Source organism: Dietzia sp. NPDC055343, from assembly GCF_053645265.1.
Genome location: NZ_JBSHMJ010000012.1, coordinates 15,918 through 38,063, shown reverse-complemented (window position 1 = coordinate 38,063; position 22,146 = coordinate 15,918). Strand labels below are relative to the sequence as shown.

The 22,146-nt window shown below is 70.4% G+C and carries 19 protein-coding genes and 1 tRNA gene; 6 read left to right on the top strand and 14 right to left on the bottom strand.

Annotated elements, in window-relative coordinates:
• Positions 1-58: 58 nt before the first annotated feature.
• A tRNA-Sec gene (locus tag ACWIE7_RS07925) sits at positions 59-154 on the bottom strand.
• A 104-nt stretch (positions 155-258) separates the two neighbouring features.
• On the opposite strand from ACWIE7_RS07925, the gene selD reads away from it, so the two are divergent.
• Complete coding sequence (gene selD / locus ACWIE7_RS07920) at positions 259-1,263, top strand: selenide, water dikinase SelD (protein WP_452098210.1); 1,005 nt, start codon at positions 259-261, stop codon at positions 1,261-1,263.
• Between the two features lie 13 nt (positions 1,264-1,276).
• Here selD and ACWIE7_RS07915 read toward each other — a convergent pair whose 3' ends face one another.
• The 5 genes from ACWIE7_RS07915 to ACWIE7_RS07895 all read right to left on the bottom strand — a co-directional run bounded on the left by ACWIE7_RS07915 (position 1,277) and on the right by ACWIE7_RS07895 (position 8,533).
• Entirely contained in the window at positions 1,277-1,810 is a 534-nt protein-coding gene (locus ACWIE7_RS07915; RefSeq protein ID WP_454068970.1) for a gluconokinase, read from the bottom strand.
• Between the two features lie 32 nt (positions 1,811-1,842).
• Positions 1,843-3,048: a M20 family metallopeptidase gene (locus ACWIE7_RS07910; RefSeq protein ID WP_454057962.1), complete on the bottom strand. Its 1,206-nt coding sequence runs from the start codon at positions 3,046-3,048 to the stop codon at positions 1,843-1,845.
• The gene (locus tag ACWIE7_RS07905) at positions 3,005-4,948 is read right to left on the bottom strand and encodes an alpha/beta hydrolase family protein (RefSeq protein ID WP_454069001.1); all 1,944 of its coding nucleotides are present in this window, start codon (positions 4,946-4,948) and stop codon (positions 3,005-3,007) included. The genes ACWIE7_RS07910 and ACWIE7_RS07905 overlap by 44 nt, the downstream gene beginning before the upstream one ends.
• 16 nt (positions 4,949-4,964) lie before the next feature.
• On the bottom strand, positions 4,965-7,538 hold the full coding sequence (locus tag ACWIE7_RS07900) for a glutamate-cysteine ligase family protein (protein WP_454068969.1): 2,574 nt from the start codon (positions 7,536-7,538) through the stop codon (positions 4,965-4,967).
• A 194-nt stretch (positions 7,539-7,732) separates the two neighbouring features.
• Positions 7,733-8,533 carry a crotonase/enoyl-CoA hydratase family protein gene (locus ACWIE7_RS07895; RefSeq protein ID WP_454068968.1) on the bottom strand — a complete coding sequence of 267 codons (801 nt, stop codon included), beginning with the start codon at positions 8,531-8,533 and terminating at the stop codon, positions 7,733-7,735.
• Between the two features lie 514 nt (positions 8,534-9,047).
• Here ACWIE7_RS07895 and ACWIE7_RS07890 point away from each other — a divergent pair.
• Positions 9,048-9,758: a GntR family transcriptional regulator gene (locus ACWIE7_RS07890; RefSeq protein ID WP_454068967.1), complete on the top strand. Its 711-nt coding sequence runs from the start codon at positions 9,048-9,050 to the stop codon at positions 9,756-9,758.
• Between the two features lie 7 nt (positions 9,759-9,765).
• Here ACWIE7_RS07890 and fadD5 read toward each other — a convergent pair whose 3' ends face one another.
• Genes fadD5 through ACWIE7_RS07870 form a run of 4 tightly spaced genes read right to left on the bottom strand, consistent with a single transcriptional unit; the run spans position 9,766 to position 14,805 of the window.
• Positions 9,766-11,355, bottom strand: a complete 1,590-nt coding sequence (gene fadD5, locus ACWIE7_RS07885) for a fatty-acid--CoA ligase FadD5 (RefSeq protein ID WP_454068966.1) — start codon at positions 11,353-11,355, stop codon at positions 9,766-9,768.
• A gap of 48 nt (positions 11,356-11,403) precedes the next feature.
• Positions 11,404-12,195: an enoyl-CoA hydratase-related protein gene (locus ACWIE7_RS07880; RefSeq protein ID WP_454068965.1), complete on the bottom strand. Its 792-nt coding sequence runs from the start codon at positions 12,193-12,195 to the stop codon at positions 11,404-11,406.
• Positions 12,192-13,301 carry an oxygenase MpaB family protein gene (locus ACWIE7_RS07875; protein ID WP_454068964.1) on the bottom strand — a complete coding sequence of 370 codons (1,110 nt, stop codon included), beginning with the start codon at positions 13,299-13,301 and terminating at the stop codon, positions 12,192-12,194. The genes ACWIE7_RS07880 and ACWIE7_RS07875 overlap by 4 nt, the downstream gene beginning before the upstream one ends.
• A 7-nt stretch (positions 13,302-13,308) precedes the next feature.
• Positions 13,309-14,805 (bottom strand): aldehyde dehydrogenase family protein, encoded by a 1,497-nt coding sequence (locus ACWIE7_RS07870; RefSeq protein WP_454068963.1) that lies wholly within the window; start codon positions 14,803-14,805, stop codon positions 13,309-13,311.
• A gap of 113 nt (positions 14,806-14,918) precedes the next feature.
• Here ACWIE7_RS07870 and ACWIE7_RS07865 point away from each other — a divergent pair, with 113 nt between their 5' ends.
• From ACWIE7_RS07865 to ACWIE7_RS07855, 3 genes are all read left to right on the top strand, one after another.
• A complete protein-coding gene (locus tag ACWIE7_RS07865) occupies positions 14,919-16,061 on the top strand; it encodes an acyl-CoA dehydrogenase family protein (RefSeq protein WP_454068962.1) in 1,143 nt (380 codons plus the stop codon).
• Positions 16,058-16,537 carry a GXWXG domain-containing protein gene (locus tag ACWIE7_RS07860; protein WP_454068961.1) on the top strand — a complete coding sequence of 160 codons (480 nt, stop codon included), beginning with the start codon at positions 16,058-16,060 and terminating at the stop codon, positions 16,535-16,537. Before ACWIE7_RS07865 ends, ACWIE7_RS07860 begins: the two co-directional genes overlap by 4 nt.
• Positions 16,538-16,598: 61 nt before the next feature.
• Complete coding sequence (locus ACWIE7_RS07855; protein ID WP_452098234.1) at positions 16,599-17,399, top strand: LLM class F420-dependent oxidoreductase; 801 nt, start codon at positions 16,599-16,601, stop codon at positions 17,397-17,399.
• A gap of 63 nt (positions 17,400-17,462) precedes the next feature.
• Here the strand turns inward: ACWIE7_RS07855 and ACWIE7_RS07850 are convergent, their stop codons facing one another.
• The 4 genes from ACWIE7_RS07850 to ACWIE7_RS07835 all read right to left on the bottom strand — a co-directional run bounded on the left by ACWIE7_RS07850 (position 17,463) and on the right by ACWIE7_RS07835 (position 21,136).
• Positions 17,463-17,687 (bottom strand): hypothetical protein, encoded by a 225-nt coding sequence (locus ACWIE7_RS07850; protein WP_452098235.1) that lies wholly within the window; start codon positions 17,685-17,687, stop codon positions 17,463-17,465.
• Positions 17,688-17,694: 7 nt separating this feature from the next.
• Positions 17,695-18,507 (bottom strand): carbohydrate ABC transporter permease, encoded by an 813-nt coding sequence (locus tag ACWIE7_RS07845; protein ID WP_452098370.1) that lies wholly within the window; start codon positions 18,505-18,507, stop codon positions 17,695-17,697.
• 107 nt (positions 18,508-18,614) lie between these two features.
• A complete protein-coding gene (locus tag ACWIE7_RS07840) occupies positions 18,615-19,652 on the bottom strand; it encodes a carbohydrate ABC transporter permease (protein ID WP_452098236.1) in 1,038 nt (345 codons plus the stop codon).
• Between the two features lie 203 nt (positions 19,653-19,855).
• Positions 19,856-21,136, bottom strand: a complete 1,281-nt coding sequence (locus tag ACWIE7_RS07835) for an ABC transporter substrate-binding protein (RefSeq protein ID WP_454068960.1) — start codon at positions 21,134-21,136, stop codon at positions 19,856-19,858.
• A gap of 182 nt (positions 21,137-21,318) precedes the next feature.
• On the opposite strand from ACWIE7_RS07835, the gene ACWIE7_RS07830 reads away from it, so the two are divergent.
• A complete protein-coding gene (locus ACWIE7_RS07830) occupies positions 21,319-22,131 on the top strand; it encodes a siderophore-interacting protein (RefSeq protein WP_454068959.1) in 813 nt (270 codons plus the stop codon).
• The last annotated feature ends 15 nt before the right edge of the window (positions 22,132-22,146 follow it).

Genomic DNA, 22,146 nt, shown 5'->3' with positions numbered 1-22,146 from the left:
CCCCGCCGGCCGGGGCCGCCCACTCGAGGTGGCCGGGTCGGGGACGGGCGAGGACTGTTGGCGGAGGCGGACGGGAATCGAACCCGCCTGACCGAGATACTCGGCCACGTCGGTTTTGAAGACCGCGGGGACCACCAGGTACCCGGACGCCTCCCTCACGAACGAGTAAGCACCATGGCCGTCACGTGAGTCAACCGCGCCACGCGCTGGCGATGAATCCGGCGGCGCACCCCCGTCGCTGTCACTAGGGTCTGGCCCATGACCTCCGCCCCCGCCCCCGCCCGTCTCACCTCCTACGCCCACGGCGGCGGCTGCGCGTGCAAGATCCCGCCCGGCGCGCTCGAGTCGGTTGTCGCCGGACTCGTCGGCGCGCCCGTCCGCGACCCGGCGGCCGAGCTCATCGTGGGTCTGGACGACGGCGACGACGCGGCCGCCGTGCGGATCGCCGGCGGTCAGGCCGTGATCAGCACCGCCGACTTCTTCACGCCCGTCGTCGACGACCCCTACGACTGGGGGCGGATCGCCGCGGCCAACGCCCTGTCCGATGTGTACGCGATGGGCGGCACGCCGATCGTGGCGATCAACCTGCTGTGTTGGCCGATGGACGTGCTGCCGTACGAGATGGCCGGCGAGGTGCTACGCGGGGCCCAGGACGTCGCCGGGAGCGCGGGCTGCCATGTGGCCGGCGGTCACAGCGTGGACGACCCCGAGCCCAAGTACGGCATGGCCGTCACGGGGATCGCCGACCCCGACCGGCTACTGCGCAACGACGCCGGCCGCGCCGGTGTGCCGCTGTCGCTGACCAAACCGCTGGGGATCGGAGTCCTCAACAGCCGGCACAAGAACACCGGCGCGGTGAGCGAGGAGGCGATCGCGACCATGACCCGCCTCAACGACGTCGCCGCCCGCGACGCCCTGGCCGCCGGGATCGTCTGCGCCACCGACGTGACCGGCTTCGGGCTGCTCGGCCATCTGTTCAAGATGGCCCGCGCCAGCGGCGTCTCGGCCGTGATCGACTCGGCGGCGGTGCCGTATCTGGACGGAGCGCGGCAGGCGCTGGCCGACGGGTTCGTCAGCGGCGGGACGCGGCGCAACCTCGACTGGGTGCGCCCGCATCTCGCCTCGGACGTCGGCGAGGACGAGTTGCTCCTGCTCGCGGACGCCCAGACCTCCGGTGGCCTGCTGGTGGCCGGGGAGGTCCCCGGCGCCCCGGTGATCGGCGAACTCGTGCCGGCCGCGGACGCGACCGTCACGGTGCGGTGAGCCAGGGCTCGGGCTAGGGATCGGACCCGAGATCGCTCGCCGCGTCCGCCATCCAGTGCCCGGTGTGGGTGTCGAGGTAGAACCGGGCCTGCGACAGGAGTTCTGCGAGGGGCGCGGCACCGTCGAGGGAGATCCCCGCCTCGTCCGGCTCCAATGGCTCGAGTGCCTCGAACTGCGACCGGACCAGCGAGGGCGGGAAGAAGTGGTCGCGCCGCCCCGCGAGCCGTTCCCGGACGAGCTCCTCGGTCACCACCAGGTGGATGAACGCCACCGCGGCGTCGGTACGGAGGACGTCCCGGTAGCTTCTCGCGAGGGCGGAGCAGGCGATCACCGTGGTGTCGGCGCGTTCCCGGATCACGGCGTTGAGCTCGCGCAGCCACGGCCCCCGGTCGGTCGCGTCGAGCCCGGCCCCGCCCCGCATCTTGGCGATCGATGCGGCGCTGTGGAAATCATCCCCGTCGAGGAAGAGTCCACCGACCTCCTCCGCGAGCCGCCGCGCGAACGTCGTCTTGCCGCAGCCGCTCACCCCGAACACGACGATGGTCACGGCGGGCGCCCTCCCGTGCCGCGGACGAAGGCTCAGTCCTCGCCCGCGCCGCGGTCCAGGCGGGCGAAGGCGTCGAACAGCCGGGCGCCCGGCGCGAGCGCCGACTCGTCGAGCATGAAGCCCGGGTGGTGCAGGTCGGTCTCCGCCGACTTCCCGTCCCACACGCCGTACCGCAGATACACGCCGGGGATCTCCTCGGTGTACCAGGCGAAGTCCTCGCCACCGCTGGACTGGTCGGCGGTGCCCACACCGTCCTCCCCGAGCACCCGGCGCACCGCCTCGGTGGCCAGGTCCGCGCAGTCGGCGTCGTTGACCACCGGCGGAACACCCTGCGTGTACTCGAGCTCGGCGCGGATGCCGTAGGGCGCGGCGAGGTCCTCGACGGCCTCCCGCACGAGGTCCTCGACCGTCGCCCACACGTCCCGGTCCGCGCTGCGCAGCGTGCCCAACAGCTCTGCATGGTCGGGGATCACGTTCGGGGCATCACCGCCGGCGTGCAGGGCGCCCCAGGTGAGCACGGTGCCCGAGCGCGGGTCGAGACGACGGTCGAGGACCGCGGTGAGCCCGGTGGCGAGCTCGGCGGTCGAGAAGACGGTGTCCTGGGTCTCGTGCGGCCGCGCCGTGTGACCACCGTCGGACTCGAGTCGGATCCGAACCTTGGCGTTGGAGGAGGTGATCGGCCCGGCCGTCACGCCCACCTCGCCCACCTGCCGGTGCGGATCGCAGTGCAGGGCGAGGATGCGGTCCACGCCCTTGACCACACCTTCCTCCACACATTCCTTCGCGCCGCCGGGCATGGTCTCCTCTGCCGGCTGGAAGATCAGCCGCACGGGCCGGGGCGGCGGGTCGGAGACCAACAGTTCGGCCGCGCCGAGCAGCATCGCGGTGTGGGCGTCGTGGCCGCAGGTGTGCGCGACCCCCTCCGTACGTGAGGCGAAATCCAGGCCGCTCTCCTCGTCCATGGGGAGCGCGTCGATATCCGCGCGCAGCGCCACCACGTCCTTCGCGGTGGCGTCCTTCGCGGCCGGGACGTCGCACCACAACCCGGTGCCGAGGTCAAACCGGCGGGGCTTCAGTCCCATCTTCTCGAGCTCGCCCGCGATGAAGTCGGTCGTGCGCTCCTCCTCGTAGGACAGCTCGGGATGGGTGTGGATGTGACGCCGCCACTGGGCGAGCCGGTCCTCGAAACCGCCCTCAGCGTGCGGGTCGTTCTTCTCCGTCGACTTGCGCCCGAACATCGAACACCTCCTGGCAGAACTGGACCACCCGGTCACCGAGCAACTGACGGTTGGCCAATTTCACGAACTCATGACCTTCGTCCTCGAACAACAACACGTCCACCGGTACGCCGCGCGAGCGCAGCTCCTCGACCGCCTGATCGGTCTCGCTGACCGGCACGTTCGTGTCGTGCGCACCGTGGATGAACAACATCGGCACGGTGATCCGGTAGTACCTGCGCAGCGGGGAGGCCTCGCGCAGCAATTCCCGTTCCTGGAGCGGGTTCCCGTACTTGGGATGGGCGGCCGCCGCGATCCACGGCTCGGTGTCGCGGTAGAAGGTCTGTAGGTCGCTCATCCCGCAGGCGGCGATCCCCCCGCACCAACGGCCGGCGTGCCTGACCAGGGTCGCGTTGACGAGGTAGCCACCGTAGGACCGGCCCGAGACCACCACCCGGTCCGGATCGGCGATCTCCTCGTCGACGAGGTGCAGCAACGCGTCCTCGACGTCGTCGATCCCCGCGAAGCGGCCGTACCGGTCGTCGGCGTGGCCGAACGTCCGGCCGCCGCCGGTGGAGCCCCGGACGTTCGGCGTGAAATAGTTGACGCCCTCGTCGAGCATCCGCCGGGCGATGTCGTCATATCCCGGACGGGACTGGCCCTCCGGGCCGCCGTGCAGGTGCACCACCGTCGGCGCGGGCCCGCCCTCCGGGTCGGCCCGGTACAGCCACCCGCTCAGCTCGAGCCCGTCGCGTGCGGTGAACCGCAGCAGCTCCGGGCCGGGGTCGGGCTGCGCGGGCGACTCGCCGATCCAGCGACGACGACGCACGTCGTAGATCACCACGTGCGGTGGCTGGTCGAGACTCTCCACGGTCACGGCGAGCAGTCGGCCGTCCGCCGTGAGCGTGGGCGCCGAGGCCACGACCTCCGGCAGCTGCGGCCGGGCGATCACCCTGGGCCGGCGCCGCGACAGGTCGAGGATCTCGATCTCGGACAGTCCCCCGTGGACGTTCCACAGCAGTGCGGCCGTGCGCCGGTCGTAGCTCACCTCCACGCGGTCGAGGTCGGCATCCGCGCGATAGGCGATCGGCCACGAGGTGGTCCCGGACTCATCGGCCCGCACCTCCAGCAACCCCACGCGATCGGACGAGTGGTCGCTGCGTACGACCATGCGCATAGGCCGGTCGTCGCCGCCGGCGTCGAGGACCTCCCCGGCGTCGGTGGTGGATCCGGTGTCCGTGGGCAGCAGGGGCCACCACCGGCCGTCCGGCATGATCCGCAGCAACTCGCGATGCCCGCGGGCACCCACCCGGAACAGCGCCGCACCGTCCCGTGAGTGCTTGAGCGCCCCGCCCATCCGGCGATCGATGACGGTGATCTCCCCGGTCTCCGGGTCCACGAGCCGGCCCTCGGCCTGGCCCTCGGCGTCGAAGGCCGTCACCGCCAGCTGACCCCCGTCCCAGCAGACGATCTGCTCGGTGGCGTCGCCCGGGGCGTTCAAGGCGTACGCACTCTGGTCGTCCGGATCAGTGGTGACGAGCCAGATGCGCTCACGCTCACCACCGTCAGGGGCCACCTCGCACGCCAGCCACCGGCCGTCCGGCGAGTAGGCGACCCTGCGAACCGGGCCCTCCACGGGCAGCACCACGTCCCGTTCGGGCCCCGCACCTTTGAGTCCGTCCGGGCCCAGCGGTCGCTGCACCGCCCGCGGATAGCCGGTGCGTTCGGTGACCACACAGGCCAGCAGCGATCCGTCCGGGGACAGGCACGGGGAGCTGGTGTGGCGGAGCTCGCCCGGCCCCCCGGCCGCGTCGTCCGGCGGGCCCGCCTGCTCGCGGGAGCCCGTCTCCTCGGTGATCTCGGTGACGTCCGGGTTCTCGGTCGTGTCGACGGTGTCGATCGTATGGAATGTGTCGGTCATGTCGATGGTGTCGGGGTCAGGCACGGTGAATCCAGGTGTCCTTTCCACCGCCTCCACTCGAGGCGTTGACCACCATCGTGCCCGCCGGGGCCACTCGTGTCATGGCCACCGGAGGAGCCGACGCGTGGATCTCACCGGTCGGCCCGTTGCGCAGCATGACGAACGCACGCATGTCCACGTGCCGCCGCTGCAGGTCGCGTCCGTCGAACGTCGGCAGAGTCGACAGCGCCTGCACCTCCTGCGCCACGAACCGCTCGCCGTGGCGCCGCAACTCGGCCCGTCGCTCGTCCAGCTCCCGCGGCGAGCACTCCGGGCCCACCGTGATGTCGGAGCCGCCGTAGCCGTCGATCGGCTTGACCACCAGCTCGTCCAGCCGGTCCAGCACCTGCTCCAACTGCGGCGGGTCCGCGCACAGGAACGTGTCGACCTGGCCGATCAGCGGCTTCTCGCCCAGGTAGAAGTCGATGATCGACGGCACCAGCGCGTAGATCGCCTTGTCGTCCGCCGCCCCGTTGCCGGGGGTGTTGACCATCGCGACGGTGCCGTCCGAGATCGCGCCGAGCAGCCCGCGCCGCAGGACCGTCCCGTCCGCGCCCGAGGAGGAGAGAAGCGCCTCTTCGTCCATCCGGACGTAGAGGACGTCGACGCCGATGCGCTCGTCGTCGTTGTCGTCGTCGACCCTCCACAGTCGCCCGTCGTCACCGACCAGATCCCGCGGGGTCACCACCGCACCGCCCACGGCCTCGGCCGCGTGGATCAGGTCGTGCGCCGTGAGCTCGTCGGGTGCCACCACCACGGCGATCGACGGGTTCCCCACGCCCTCGGGCGCCGCGGCCTGGAGAGTCTCCCGCAGCATCTCCAGCCCCTCGGCCGGGTCGTGGATCTCCCCGCGCGCCCCGAACTCGGGGTACGCCTCGAGGATGCGCTCACGCAGCGTCACGGCCATGGCCAACCCGCCCGGCATCCGCAGGTTGTCCTCCAGGACCACCCACTCGCCCGAGCCCGTCGACACCAGGTCCACACCGCTCACCGCCGCACGCATCGTCCCCGCCGGCACGGCCCGGCCCGTCTTCCGGTAACCCGGGGCGCGGTCCAGCGCGTCCTGCGGCACGATCCCGGCGCTGACGATCTCACCGTCGCCGTAGATGTCCCGCAGGAACATCTCCAGCGCCCGGCCGCGCTGCTCGATCCCCGCCGAGATCCGCCCCCACTGATCGGCCGGCACGATCCGCGGCACCGGGTCCAGCGGGAACACCTGCGGCTCCGGCTCGCCGTACACCTTGAGCGTCACGCCGCGCTCCCGGAGCTCCTCGTCGACCTGCTTCTTGCGCTCGCGGACCGTCGCCGCGCCCAGGTCCGAGACGGCCTTGAGCACGTCCACGTACTGCGGCCGCGGGGCGCCGTCCTCGGTGATCGCCTCGTCGTGGACCTCCTCCGTCACCGCCTCGCCCAGCGGGGAGTACGCGTCGAGCATCGAGCGCATCCCGCCGTCGTCGGCCGTGGCGCGCGGCCTGATCCTGCCCACCGTCTCTGCCAGCAGCACCGCAACCACGTCGGCGCGGCGACCCCTGCGGCGATGCGCCGCGCGCTGCCGGGCGGCCGACGAGCCCGCCCCCAGCACGCCGTCGACCAGGTCGTCGACGAGGTCGCGCTCGCCGGTCGCGTCGAGCTGGCCGGACAGCGACTCCACCAGCGCCACGCACACGTCCCCCGCGGGCAGCGGCTGACCCGTTCCCGGGTCCACGAGGTCGCCCTCGAGCCCGGACCGGGCCGCGCGCCAGAACGCGGCCGCCAGCACGGCCGGGGTGGGGTCGACCCAGGCGTTCTCGGGATCGGCGAGCACCCGGTCCACCAACGCCCGGAACAGGGCCGCCACCAGCACGATCGTGTCCACGGTGCTGCACGAGTCGCACAGCCGCAGCTCCACCCCGGATCCGTCGGCGGACGGACGGATATCCGCGTCGATCAGGCCGCGGTCGGCCACCACGCCCGTGGCGACCAGCGCGTCCTCCGACTCCAGCACCCCGTCCGCGGTGTCCGTGCGGAATGCCGACACGTGCGCGGGCGACCACCGGGCCTCGAACGACCGCACCGAGGCGTACCCCGAGTCGCTGCCGTCCGCCCGGAACGGGGAGCCCGCGGCCAGCGCCAACAGCGCCGGCGCGTGCGGGACCACCCGGCGGGCCACGAACTGCGCCTCGTCGGCGTCCGCGACCTCGACCGTCACCACGAAGCGCGCCGAGGCGCGGGTGCGGAACTCGTGTCCGGGAGCGGTCCCCGGCTCATCGGGGTCCGGGGCCAGCTCCACGCCCGGTGAGCCGAGCGCACCCGCGGCGACGATGCCTGTACGCAGGCCGTTCGCCACCTCCGCCAGCTGCGTCCGCCGCTCGCGGATCGCCGCCCCGAGATCCTCGAGCGTGGCGTGCCCGCCGCAGTCACTGGCCACCAACGCCCCGTGGCGGGCAGCGCGTACCCGGTCATCACCGGCCTCGGCGATCACCTCCGCCGCACGCCGTGCCGGCAACTTCGTCCGCAGGTCGACCAGATGCAGCTCTTCCTCGACCATGATCCGTCGCGATCCGTCTGTCATGGCGCCGACGGTAGGACAGCATCCGCGGGTCCGCACCCGCACGGCCGGCGGGCGGGGGTTCGCGTGCCGGCGGGCGCGGTTCGACGGGCCGGTCGGCGCGGTTCGGCGAGCCTGGCAAGGACGGTTCAGCGAGCGGGTAGGCGCGATTCGGCGAGCCTGGCGGCCGGGGTCAGCTCATCGGCGTGGCCTGCGGGTCAGCGGGCCTTCCAGACCGGGGCCCGCTTCTCGGCGAACGCGCGCGGACCCTCGGCGGCGTCCTCGGAGGTCATGACGTTGATCATCTCGGTGTCGCTGATGCGCCATTTCTCGACCTCGCTCGGCCGCGCACCGTCCTGGATCCCCAGCGCGACCCGCTTGCTAGCCTGCACGGCCAGCGGGGCGTTGGCGGCGATCACCTCGGCCAGCTCGAGTGCGGCATCGAGCAGCTGGTCGGCGGGGACGACGCGGTTGACCAGGTGCAGCTCATGCGCCCGCGCGGCCGTGATCGGCTCACCGGTGAGCATCATCTCCATCGCCACGCGATGCGGCAGCTGCTCCGGCAGCCGGAACGCGCCACCGGCTGCCGCGACGAGGCCACGCTTGACCTCGGGCAGCCCGAACTTCGCGTGATCGGCGGCCACGACCAGGTCACTGGCCAGCGCGATCTCGCAGCCCCCGCCCAGGGCCGTGCCGTTGACGGCCGCGATGATCGGGACGGACACGTAGTGCTGCATCATCCCGGCGAACCCCCACTGCCGGTTCTCGGCGGGGAAGATGTCCTCACCACGGGAAATCGCCTTGAGGTCCGCGCCCGCACAGAACGACTGCTCACCGGCGCCGGTCAGCACCACGACGCGGAGCTCGGGATCGGTGTCGGCCTCGTGCAGCGCATTGCCCAGCAGGGTGCTCACCTCGCCGTTCACGGCGTTGCGGGCCTCGGTGCGGTCGATCGTGACGAGCAGGACGTTGCCGCGGCGCTCACTGCGGACGGCGGGGCGGGTCTCGGTATCGGTCATGCGCCCAGTCTCACCCGAGGCGGCTCCGATGCGCAGGGGCTCGTGCGATTCCGCGGCATTCCCGGCTGCGGCCGGACACGGCCGGACGCGTCAGCGGCGGCCGGACGCCGGGCGGTCTGCCAGCACAACCGGCCCCGGATACGCTGCCTCGCTGACTTGCGATGCCCCTTTGCTCACTTTCGACCCACTTGCGCTGCGAGAATGGTGCATTCTGGGCGCATAAGTCACAGACCCAGCGCATCTGCCGTGAGATGCGCTGGTCTCCTGCCGGCCACGCCTGGCAGCCGAGCCGAAGCCACAGCTCCAGCCGAGCCGAGCCGAGCCGAGCCGGGTCGGGCCCAGCCGAGCCGAGCCGAGCCGGGTCGAGCCCAGCCGAACCGAGCCGAGCCGGACCCGCCCGAGCCGGGCCCCGTGCCGATCACCCCCGACGGGGATTCTCGCGGCCGTTTCGGATATATTTGATTTCAACTATCGGCTTCGCGCGCCCTCGACGGTGCTTCTCTCCTGAAAAGAGGTGGCGGACTTGACCCCCACTCGACTCGCACAACGTCCCCAACTCTCGGAGGAGGTCGCCGACCACGTCCGGACCCGAATCATGAGTGGCGAGGTGCGGCCGGGCGACTTCATCCGGCTCGACGAAACAGCCGCCAGCCTCGGCGTGAGCGTGACCCCCGTCCGCGAGGCGCTGCTCACCCTACGCGGCGAGGGTCTGGTGGATCTGGTCCCGCGCCGCGGCTACCTGGTCTCGCCCATGAGCCGGCAGGATATCGAGGACATTTTCTGGCTGCAGGCCGAGCTATCGAAGCGCATCATCGATCGGGCGATTCCCCGCTACGAGGCCGAGACCCTCGAGCACCACTCCCATCTCATCGACGACTTCGAGGCCGCATCCGCCGCGGGGGACACCGACGGGGTCGTTCGCGCGCAGTACGCGATCCACCGCTCGATCAACCGGGTCTCCTGCTCGGACAAGCTCTCCCGCTTCCTCGGCAATGCCGCCCGCTACATGCCGTACCGCCTCTACGCCCAGGACCCGGAGTGGCGGGCCAACGCGCTTCAGGACAACCGCCGGATGCTCGAGGCGCTGCGCGCCGGAGACGTCGACGCGGCCCACGCCGTGGTGGACGACGAGTTCTCCGCCGGCGCCCAGCTCCTCGTCGAGCACCTCGACAGGGCCGGTGTCTGGGACGAAGTCCGCGAGCCGGAGGCAGCCGCCCAGGCCTGAGGCCGGGTCAGACGCCGACGGTGCCGTGATCGGACCGGAGCGTGCCCTTGACGACCTTGCCGCTGGCGTTGCGCGGCAGCTCATCGATCACCACCAGGTGCTTGGGCAGCTTGAACCCGGCGAGCTTGTCGCGCAGCCACTCGGTGAGCTCCTCCAGGCGCAGGTCCGGGCCCTCCGAGTCGTTGAGCGCGACCACCGCGACCGGGACCTCGCCCCACTCGTCATCCTTGCGGCCGATCACGGCGACCTCACGGATGCGCTCGTGGCCGGCGATGACGTTCTCCACCTCGGCGCAGTAGATGTTCTCGCCACCGGAGATCAGCATGTCCTTCTTGCGGTCCACCACGTAGACAAAGCCCTCGGGATCCATGCGGACCAGGTCGCCGGAGTGGAACCAGCCGCCGTCGAAGGCCTCGGCTGTCTCGGCCGGCTTGTTCCAGTAACCGGACATGGTGGTGGGGCCGCGGTAGACGATTTCCCCGACCTCGCCGGGGGCGACAGGCTCACCGAAGCCGTCGACCACCCGGGCCTGGATCGTGGGGATGACCTTGCCGACGGAGCCCAGCTTGCGGATCGCGTCGTCGCCGTCGAGGGCGCAGGTGATGGGGCTCATCTCGGTCTGGCCGAAGACGGCGCAGTTGAGGGCGTCCGGGAACGTCTCCGCCATCGCGCGCAGGATCGTGTCGGTCGATGGCGCGGCACCCCAGGAGATGTTGCGCAGGACCAGGCTCCTCGGGCGGGCCTGCTGCTCGGCGCAGACGGCCTGCCACTGCACCGGCACCAGGAAGATGCTGGTGATCTGCTCCGCCTCGAGCGTGTCGAGGAGGGCGGCCGGGTCGAACGCCTGCAGCGGGTGGATCACGGTGGTCACGCCGAGCTGAAGGCTCGGGGCGATCGAGCCGAGCGCCGCGATGTGGAACATCGGGGCGGCGCACAGCGCCCGCCCCTCCTCGTCGAAGAGGCGGAACACGCGGATACAGGTGAGCGCCTGGGCCGTCATGTTCTCGTAGGAGAGCATCGCGCCCTTGGGTCGGCCCGTGGTGCCGGAGGTGTACATGATCAGCGAGGTCGCGTCCTCGGGGACGTCGACCAGCTCGTGGGGCGCGCCCTCCTCGGCGATCGCGTCCGCGTAGGTGGTCTGCCCGTCAATGCCCGCCTCACCTCCGATCACGATGTGCTCACCCGGCTCCTCGCCCTGGGCGCGGATGGCGCCGACCAGCGGGGCGAGCATGGCGTCGGTGACGACGACCTTCGGCGTGCAATCGCTGACCAGGTAGGCGAGCTCACCCGGGGTGAGCCGGAAGTTCACCGGCACGGCGATGGCCCCGAGCTCGTTGATGCCCAGAACCGCCTCGATGAACTCGGGGTTGTTGAGCGTGATGAGCATGACCCGGTCGCCCTTGCCGACCCCGCGTCGCGCGAGCGCGTCGGCGAAGCGACCGCTGCGCTCGTCCAGCTGCTTCCACGTGGTGGTCTGGCCCATGAACCGCAGGGCCTCCCCGTCGGGGTTCATCTCAGCGTGGGTGCCCACCCACGCGTTCCAGGTGTTGCGCCGAGCGGCATGGAGGTCCGCGATGGGGTCCGTGGCGGTGGTCATGGTCTCGGCCTTTCGTCGGCGCGGCGGGAGGGCGGAACGGTCGTGCGGTCAGGAGAAGTCGGGGCGTCGTTTCTCGAGGATCGAGGAGACACCCTCGGCGAAGTCGGCGGACACCAGCAGCTCGCACTGGCCCTCGTGCTCGCGGGCCAGTGCGGCGTCGAGTTCGGCCAGGGTCGCGCCGGTGACGGACCGCTTGGTGAGCTCCAGGGCGCGGCGCGGACCGCGGGCCAGGCGGCGGGCGATCTTGGCGGCCGCGGCGCGCAGGTCCGCGGCGGGCAGCACCTCGACGGCCAGCCCGACGTCCTTTGCCTCCGCCGCCGACACGGCGTCGCCGCGCAGGAGCATCCGGGAGGCGACCGCCCGGCCGACCGCCGCCGGCAGGAGCACACTCGCACCGCCGTCGGGCATGAGACCGATGTTGGTGAACGCCAACAGCAGGTAGGCGTCGTCTGCCATGAGCATCAGGTCCGAGGCCAACGCGAGTGAGACCCCGACGCCGGCCGCGGGGCCGTTGACCGCCGCGATCACCGGCACCGGCGCGGTCAGCACCGCCCGCACGAGTGCGGAGGCACTGTCCATGGTCACCTCGGGCGTGGGGGCGTCGGCACCGGCGTCCTTGATGGCCTGCAGATCGGCGCCGGTGGTGAAGGCGGCGCCTTCGCCGGCCAGCAGTAGGACACGGGTGCCCGGGTCGGTACCGTGCCGGGCGACGAGTTCGGTCAGCGCACACACGGTGGGATGGTCGAGCGCGTTCATCCGGTCGGGCCGGTTGATGCTGATGGTGACCACGCCCAGAGCGTCTCGCTCGACCTTCACAGCGTCGTGTCCGTTGACGGTCATCGCGCGTTTCCTCCCTCGGATCCGTCGGCCGCCATCCCGTGGGGGACCGGGCACCCGCCGCCCGCCATCCGATCCCGGGGCGTGATGGGGTGCGCCCCGAGGTCCGCAGGCCGGTATCCGGTCGGGTAACCGGGATAGGTCCGGTTCTCCGTGCCCTCCGTGCCGTACGCCTTACGGCGGACCGGGAACCAGCGGATGAGGCGCGACCGCAGGCGGATCGCCGCGTAGGCGGCTCCACGTAGCCGCGGCGCCGGCGCCGGGAAGCCGAACGCCCGCGCCATGTCGTCGTCGATGAGCGACTGCACGGCCTTGCGGACCAGGGGCCGCACCGATTGCGGGTACCACGCGCACATGAGGTCGAGCGTGTAGTTGCCGATCTCGTTGTTGGTGTCCGCGTAGCGGAACACCCGGGCCTCGTAGGCGTCCCGCCAGCGCCGGAACTCGCCCATGTCCTCCGGGATGTCGGCGATGTTCATCCGCTGCCCGACCCCGCGATAGAAGTGGAACGCGGCCAGCCGCTCGTTCGGGTGCAGCCGGCGCCAGCCGTTGGCGTCGATCCACTCGAGCGGCTCGTAGATGAACGTCGACAGGACGTACAGCATGTCGTCGTTCGTGATGTCGTACATCGCGTGCTGCCGGTTGATCACCCGCAGCGACTCCTTGCCGCGCGTCGAATCGACACCGTGCTCCACGAGTTCGGCCATGAGCAGCGCCGTGTCGTCGTACCGCTGCTGCGGTGCCTCCCGGAAGTTGCCCGCCGCGGCCAGCACCGCCGAGACCGACGGCACGCAGTACGTGCGGTACAGCGCCAGCTCGAGCGCCCGCTGGTAGTCCCACGGGAACTCGTATGCGGCGGTGATGCGGTGGATCTCGGCCGCGTCCGTCACCGGGTCGAGCGACGCGATGAGATCGCGCCAGTACCAGCGGCCCGGCTTGAACGGCACGCTGGCCGTGAGCGGATGCGCCCTGTCCGCGTCGGGGACCATTTCCACCGGGATCGGGCCGAAGACCCCGGGGACCGTCTGCGGCCGGGTGTCGGCCGACGACGACGGCGGCGTCGTCGTCGGCGACACATCCCTGGTCACACCTGGCGTGGTCGCGGTCATGCCTGGATCACATCTTTCCCTGGACGTTGGCGAGCATCCACTTGACGATCTTGATGTCCCGCGGCTTGCGGGTCATCGTCATGAGATTGAGCGGGGCGGCGAACTTCTCGACCGTGATCGAGCGCGGGCGGGAGAACTCCCGCAACCCGTCGGCGCCGTGGATCCGGCCGAAGCCCGACTCGCCCGAGCCACCGAACGGCAGGGCCGCGATGCCGGCGAACGCGAGGAACGAGTTGATCGAGACCATGCCGGCATCGACCTTCTCCGCGAGTGCGAGTCCACGCTTGCGGTCCTTGGTGAAGATCGCGCTGCCCAGGCCGTAGTTGACGGCGTTGGCCTTCTCGACGCCCTCCTCCAGGTCGCGCACCTTGTTGATGGTCACGGTCGGGCCGAAGGTCTCCTCGGTGATGGCGGTCGAGCCCTCCGGCACGTTGACCAGCACGACCGGCTCGACGATCCGGTCGCCCACCGACTCCTCGCCACCGACCACGGCCCTGCCGCCGCGGGCGATCGCGTCCTTGACGTGGCGGCGGATGATGTCGACCTGCGAGGGCATGGTCATGGGACCGTAGCTCGAGCTGAACGAGGTGCCGGGCGACAGGGCGCGGACCTTCGCGGCGAACTTGTGTACGAACGCCTCGTGGACGTCCTCGTGCACGTAGATCCGCTCGACGCCGGCGCAGGTCTGGCCCGCGTTGCCCATGGCGCCGAAGACGGTCTGATCCACAGCGGCGTCGAGATTCGCGTCCTTGTCGATGAGTACCGCGTCCTTGCCGCCGCCCTCGATGACGACCGGGGTGAGGGTCTCGGCGCACGCGGCCATGACCTTGCGGCCCGTCGCGGCGGAACCGGTGAAGGCCAGCTTGTCGACGCCCGCCCTGCACAGTGCGGCGCCGGTCGAGCCGTCACCGGTGATGGTCTGGATGAGCGGCTGGGAGGCGCCGAGAGAATCCCAGACCTCGGCGAGCCACACGCCGACACCCGGCGTGAACTCGCTGGGCTTGAACACGACCGCGTTACCGGCGGCCATGGCGTAGGACAGCGTGCCCATCGGGGTGAAGACCGGGTAATTCCACGGGCCGATCGCCCCCACCACCCCGAACGGCTGGTACTCGACGTACGCGGACTGGTTGCTCATGAGCAGACCGGTCGAGACGGAGCGACGACGAAGGACCTTGTTGGCGTTCTTGGCGGCCCACTCCAGGTGGCCGACCGCGAGCAACACCTCGAGGGTCGCGTCCTCGTCCGGCTTCCCGGTCTCGGCGGAGATCAGCGCGGCCAGCTCGGCCGCGCGAGAGGAGATCGCACGCTTGTACTCCAGCAACCATTCTCGCCGACCACGCGGCCCCTGCGTCGCCCACCACGCGGCGGCGGCGCGGGCTCGCTCCACGGCGAGGGCGACCTCCTCCGGGCCGGCGATCGGGTATTCCGCGAGGACCGTGCCGTCGCGCGGGTCCAGGCTGGCGAAGGTGGGGCCGGTCTTGCTCGGCTCGGTGGTGGTCATCGGAAGCCTCCCGTTTCAGATCACATATATTTGATGTAGCGTACGGTGATACCGGCCACAGTAGTCGACTGCGACCGTTCCCGACACCCCTACAGCAAGGAAAGAGGCTCGACGTGTTCGACATCCTCACCGAAGAGCAGCGTGACTTCGCCAAGTCGATCGACGACTTCTGTGCCCGCGAGGTCGGCAGCGTCGAGAAGCGTGCCGAGCTGACCATGGAGGGTGGCACCCACTCTCCCGAGATCTACGCCAAGATGGCCGAACTCGGCTGGCTCGGCCTGACCATCCCCGAGGAGTACGGCGGCTCCGCCGCCGGCGCGGTCGAACTCTGCCTCCTCCTCGAGCACTCGCTCAAGGGCCTGGCCCCCATCGGCGGCATCGGCCCCACCCTGATCACCGCCGCCGCCTACGAGAAGTTCGGTAACGAAGAACAGCGCAAGCGCGCCCTCGAGCTCACCGTGGGCGGCGGCACCCTGTCGATCTCGATGTCCGAGCCCGGCGCCGGCTCCGACGTGGCCGCGCTGCGCTGCAAGGCCGAGCGCGACGGCGACGAGTGGGTGATCAACGGCCAGAAGACCTGGTGCTCCAACGCCCACTTCGCCGACCGCATCCTGCTGGTCGCCCGCACCGACTCGTCGGGCAGGAAGCACGAGGGAATCACGATGTTCGACGTGCCGGCCGACATCGAGGGTCTGCAGATCACCGGCATCGACACCATGGGCGGCAAGGAGGTCAACGACCTCTACTTCACCGACGTCCGCCTGCCGGCCGACGCGGTGGTCGGCGAGGTCGGCGGCGGCTGGCAGCAGCTCATGACCGGCCTCAACACCGAGCGCCTCATCCTGGCCGCCATGCAGCTCGGCGTGGCCCAGCGTGCGTTCGACGACTGCCTGAACTTCATCAAGGAGCGCGAGCAGTTCGGCCGCCCCGTCGGCTCCTTCCAGGTGATCCGCCACCGCATGGCCGACCTGGCCACCGAGATCGTGGCCACCCGCCTGCTCGTCTACGCGGTGGCCAGGAAGGTCGACGAGTCGGACCCCGACGCCCTCTTCCCGCGCGAGGCGTCCATGGTCAAGCTCAAGGCCACCGAGCTGAGCAAGCGCGTCACCCTCGAGTGCATGCAGTCGATGGGCGGCTACGGCTACGCCACCGAGTACGGCATGGAGCGTCTCGTCCGCCAGGCCGTGGTCTCGCCGATCTACGGCGGCACCAACGAGGTCCAGCGCGACATCATCGGAAAGACGTACGGCCTGTGAGCGCGGCCGAGCTCACCGAGATCCGCAACCTCGAGACCGTCCCCTCCGAGCGGGTCTCCGCCCTGTGGGACGCCCTCGAGCCGGCCCGCGTCGAGGAGATCGCCGGCAGCCGCTGGCGCGGCACCGGCCTGGACACCGGGCACCAGATGTTCAGCATGCTCGGCCAGATGCGCTGGTGGGGCAAGGACTTCACCGACGCACGCAAGGTCGACCCCATCCTCGTGACCGACGACTCCGGGGACGTCGTTCCCGATACGTCGGCGACAGGCGGCGGCGGGGCCTCGCTGTGGGAGGTCTCGTTCCGCGGACGGCCGACCGCCTCCATGATGTACGACCGGCTGCCGGTGATCGACCACTTCGTCGTCGTCGACATCGACGCCTCCGGGCGACCCACCACCCTCCTGGCCGTGATGAACGGGCGCGGCACCGTCTCCGACGGGGAGCACTTCTGGTTTGTCCTCGACCGCGAGGGCTGAACCCGGGCGCGTGGTGCGGAGCACGGATGCGCGCTCCGCCCACCGCCCGCACAATGGGCCCATGAGCGCCACCGCCGAACGCCCGGTCCGCATCGCCGTCCAGCTCCAACCGCAGCACGCCCCCGACTATCGCCTGCTGCGCGACGCCGTCCGCAGGTCCGAGGACGCGGGTGTGGACGTGGTGTTCAACTGGGACCACTTCTACCCGCTGTACGGCGACCCCGACGGCGCCCACTTCGAGTGCTGGACCATGCTCGCCGCCTGGGCGGAGCAGACCGAGCGGGTCGAGATCGGCGCCCTGGTGACCTGCAACAGCTACCGCAATCCCGACCTGCTCGCCGACATGGCCCGCACCGTCGACCACATCTCGGGCGGGCGGCTCATCCTGGGGCTCGGCAGCGGATGGTTCGAGCGCGACTACACCGAGTACGGGTACGAGTTCGGCACGAAGGGCTCGCGGCTGGACGCGCTCGGCGACTCGCTGGAGCGCATCGAGAACCGACTGGCCCGGCTGACCCCCGCGCCCACGCGCGACATCCCGGTGCTGCTCGGCGGCGGCGGGGAGCGCAAGACGCTCCGGCACGTCGCGCGGCACGCCGACATCTGGCACTCGTTCGTGGACGTGGAGACCTACCGCCACAAGTCCGCGGTACTCGCCGCGCACTGCGCTGACGTGGGCCGCGACCCGGCCGAGATCGAACGCTCCACCGAGATCGGCGGTGCCGAGTCACCGGATGCGGCGCGACGGACGGCGGAGGCGCTGCATGCCGAGGGCATCACGTTGTTCACCGTGGGCGTCGACGGGCCCGACTACCCGCTCGAGCTGGTCGAGTCACTGGTGGCCTGGCGCGACGGGCGCTGAGGCGGACGCTGAAGAACACTCCTGCGGGGCTCGCCCGGGAGGAGGGCGCCCGCCGGCCGCGGCTCAGGGGCCCTTGACCGCGCGGTCCGCCCGACGCCACGCGCGGAAGTTGAGCCACGACAGGACGAGCATCAGCACGAGCACGAACGAGGCCAGTGCTGACGGCCTTCCGGTGACGATCAGCCCGACGGCGTTGACCACCGCCAGCACGGTGAAGAAGCCGACGAACCCGCCGAGCACCTCCAGCCGCTGACGGGTGCCCAGCGCGTCCGATCCGGAACGGGCCACCGCCGGGTCAGCTCTTCAGGCCGCCGGCGGTGAGACCGGAGACGATGCGCCGCTGGAAGATCAGCACCATGATCACCAGCGGGACGGTCACCAGGGCGCCGGCCGCCATGATCGCCGCGTACGGCTGGGTGAACGGGTCGTTGCCCGCGAAGCGGGCGATCGCCACGGTCACCGGCTCGGTCGACTGGTTCGACAGCTGGCTCGACAGCATGAACTCGTTCCACGTCATGATGAACGCGAGGATCGCTGTGGTGAACAGGGCCGGCGCGGCCAGCGGCAGGATGATCTTGACGAACGCCTGCCCGCGGGTGGCACCGTCGACGCGCGCGGCCTCCTCGAGCTCCCACGGCAGGTCGTTGAAGAACGACGTGAGCGTGTAGATCGTGAGCGGGAGCGCGAACGAGATGTTGGGGATGATCATCGCCTGGTAGCTGCCGATCCAGCCGATATCTGTGAACAGCTGGAACAGCGGGGTCACCAGGGCGACGCCCGGGAACATCGACGCCGCGAGAATCACGCCGGTCACCATGAACTTGCCGCGGAAATCCACGCGGGCCAGCGCGTAGGCGGCGAACACGCCGAAGGTGATCGCCGCGGCCGTGGTGACGACACTGATGAGGACCGAGTTGCCGATCGCCGCCAGGAAATCGTTGCCACCGCTCGTGTCGAGGGCCTGCTTGAAGTTGTCGAGCGTCAGGTGCGTCGGCAGCGGGTTCTGCGAGAACGTGTGCACGTTGTCCCGGAATGCGGTGACGACCATCCAGTAGAACGGCGCGAGACCCCAGACCAGGATGAACAGTGCACCCAGGTAGGTGCGGATCTGCGGCCAGAGCGGGGGCCTGGGCGCCTTGAGGGACGGGCGGGCGGAGTCGGGCCGGCCGCCGGGTCGGGATCCCGGACCGGAACCGGCCGGGGCGGTGGGTGCGCTCACCGGATCTCCTCCTTCTTGCCGGTGCGGTCTTCGACCACGTTCGCCCCGAGCCACTTCACCATGACGAACGCCACCGCGAAGATGAGCAGGAACACCAAGGTGGACAACGCGGACGCGCTGTTGAATGCGCCGGTTCTCATCTGGTTGACCACGAGCTGCGAGATGGTGGCCGTGGGCGAGCTCGAGTTGGCGCTGATGAGGATCACCGGCAGGTCGTACATGCGCAGCGCATCGAGGGTGCGGAACAGGACCGCCACCATGAGCGCCGGCCGGACCAGCGGCAGGGTGATCCTGGTGAACTGCTGCCACTTGGAGGCGCCGTCCACGCGGGCCGCCTCGTAGACGTCGCGGGGGATCATCTGCAGGCCGGCGAGGATGAGCAGCGCCATGAACGGCGTGGTCTTCCACACGTCGGCGACGATCACGGCGACCTTCGAGTAGAAGGGGTCGGTGGTCCAGGCGATGTCGCGGCCGAGAATCGAGTTGACGATCCCGTTGGGCGAGAAGATGAACGCCCACAGCTTGGCCGTGACTGCGGTGGGGATGGCCCAGGGCACCAGCACCGCGGCCCGCAACAGGGCGCGGCCCCAGATGTTGCGACCCATGACCACGGCCATCCAGAAGCCGAGCGCCGTCTCGATCGACACGGTCACCACGGTGAACATCGCCGTGTTGCGCATGGCGGGCCAGAAGTCGGTGGCGATGTTGCCGGGGGCGCACGGGACGGAGTCGCCACTGTTGCTGGTGCACGTCTGGGTGAGCCAGTAGATGTAGTGCTGGAGGGTGCCGAACGTCCCCGCCTCGAACTTGCCGGTCGCGGGATTGAGACCGGCATCGCCGACGAACGACAGATAGACGGCCCGCACGATCGGGTAGCCGATGATGACGGCGAGGATGACCAGCGGCGGCCCGACCATCCACAGTGGGCGCCAGTCGAACTTCTTCTTGACGAGCGCCGGCGGCTCGGCCGCCTTCGGCTCAACGCCTGGCGGGGAGGCCGGGGCCGTCGAGGCCTCCGGTCGCTGGGCTGTCATCGGCCCTCCTGGTTTCGGTGGTGCGAGGAGTGGTACGGCACAAGGTGCGGCTGTGGCGCCTGGAACTAGGTGCGGGAGCCGACGCCCCCGACGACGAACCGGCCGGCACACGGGATCGTATACCCGCGCACCGGCCGGTCGACGGCGGTACGGCGATGAGTCCGGGAGTTCGAAGGTCTCCCCCTCACCTCAGCCGCGAACTCTCAGTTCCCGGCCTGCTGGATGGCCGCGGCCATATCGGTCGTTGCCTGGTCGACGGACTTCTCGTTCTTGAGTGCTGCGTGGGTGTTGTCCTGCACAGCCTTGGACACCGCCGGGTAGAACGGGGTCACGGGGCGGGGCTTGGCGTTCTCCAGCGCGACCTTCAGCGCGGTCATGTACGGGAACTCGGCCTGCAGGTCCGCATTGTCATAGATCGAGGCCAGCACCGGCGGGAACGAGGCCTGGGCGAAGCCCATCTGGACCTCTTCGCTGATGATGTACTGGACGAAGTCCACAGCGGTGGCCTTGTTCTCCGAGAAGACGCTGATGGCGTTGTTGTAGCCACCCAGGGTGGAGGCACCTGCGCCGTCCGGGCCGAGGATCGGCGCGACGTCGAAGTTCTCGGCGACCTCGGGCTGCCCCTCGGTCAGGGCCTTGTCGTACATGTACGGCCAGTTGTACGAGTACATGGTCTCGCCGGCGAGGAAGCCGAGAGCGGTCTCCTCCTCGGAGAAGGAGTCGGTCTTCTTGGCGATCACGTCGGACTGGTAGCCGTCGACGAGGGCCTGGAGTCCGGCGCGCGACTGCTCGGACTCGACCTCGGGGGTCGCGCCGTCCTCGCCCACGATGGCGCCACCCCAGCTGTTGATGAACTGGCTGGCGGCCACCGTGGTCTGCTCACCGAGATTGAGCGGCATCTGCAGGCAGTCGACGTTGGCCTCGAACGCAGCGATGCACGAGTCGACCAGCGCCTGCCAGTTGGCCGGGGCCTCGGGCTGCATGTCGGTGCGGTAGTACAGCAGCTGCGCGTTGGTGTTCTGCGGGACCGCGTAGAGCGTGCCGTTGTAGGTGGCCGACTCGACGGCGGCCGGGAGGAGGCCTGAGGTGTCGACGGCGGTGTCGCCCTCGATCGGCTGGATCCAGTCGTTCGCCGCGAAGTGGGCGGTGTCGGTGATGTCCAGGGCGAACACGTCGTACTCGCCGCTCTTGGCCTGGAGGGACTGGACCAGCGTGTCGCGCTGTCCGTCCTGGTCGCCGGGCAGCTCGTGGAGGGTGACCTCCTCGTCGGGGTGCTCGGCGTTCCACTGCTCGATGAACGGCTTCAGTGTCTCGACGTCGTTCTTACCCATCGCGAACTTGATGGGGCCGCGCGACTCGACACCGGCGGTGGTGTCCTCGCTCGCCGACGTGTCGCCGCCGTCGTCACTCGAACAAGCGGTCACGGAGAGCGCGACGATCGAGGCGATCGCAGCACCCTTGAAAATCCTGCCGAATCCGGCCATGAATCCAACTCCTGTCATCGACCCGCGCGAGGACGACCAGTGGCCGCACTCACAATGTCTTCAGGAACCCTATCTCAGCGCCGCCCGCGCCTCGCCCCGCTTGTCACACCCGCATCAGGTCGCTACCTAAACGTGACCTTCGGCGCAGTAGCAGGTGGAGCGAGTTAGGTTAGGCGCACCATATGTCGACCAGAAGGATCAAGCCCGGCGCCGCCGTCACCGTCCCCGTCACCCTCACCGCCCGAGAACTGATCAGCCCGTCCTTCGTGCGGCTGACCGTGACCGGCGAGGCCCTGGCCGACTACCGCCCCATGGGCGCGGACCAGTGGTTCCGCCTGTTCCTGCCGACCGAAGGTGCCGGCGGGTCCGCCGAACCGAAGACGCTGCCGGACATGAGCATCCGCAGCATGGCCGCCTACACGCTCACCCCGCCCTCGCGTCGGCCGCTCATCCGCAACTACACGACCGCCGGGTACCGACCCGCCGATCCGGCAGCGGGACGGGCCACCGCCGAGCTCGACTTCGACGTGTACGTGGACGACTCCCACTCGGGCCCGGGTCTGACCTGGGCGCGCGAGGCGGCGATCGGCTCCCCTGTCGCGATCCTCGACGAGGGACGCCTCTACGCCCCGCCGGCCGGGTCCACGGCCGAACTACTGGTCGGCGACGAATCCGCACTGCCCGCGATCGCCGGCATCCTGGACCAGGCCCCGCCGGCCCTGAGCGGGCTCGTCGTCGTCGAGGTCAGAGACCCCCGCGACATCCGCGACCTCCCCCGACCCGCGGGGGTCGAGGTCGTGTGGAAACAACGGGGCGACGACGACGAGCCCGGCGCCCGCGCGACCGATGAGGTCCGGCGGCGCGGCGCCCCGGTCGACCTCACCTATGCCTATCTCGCCGGCCCGTCGTCCATGGTGACCGGCCTGCGCCGGTTCCTGGTCAGGGAATGCGGCGTCGCCAGGGACATCGTGACGTTCACCGGCTACTGGCGGTGACACCGGAGAACGCAC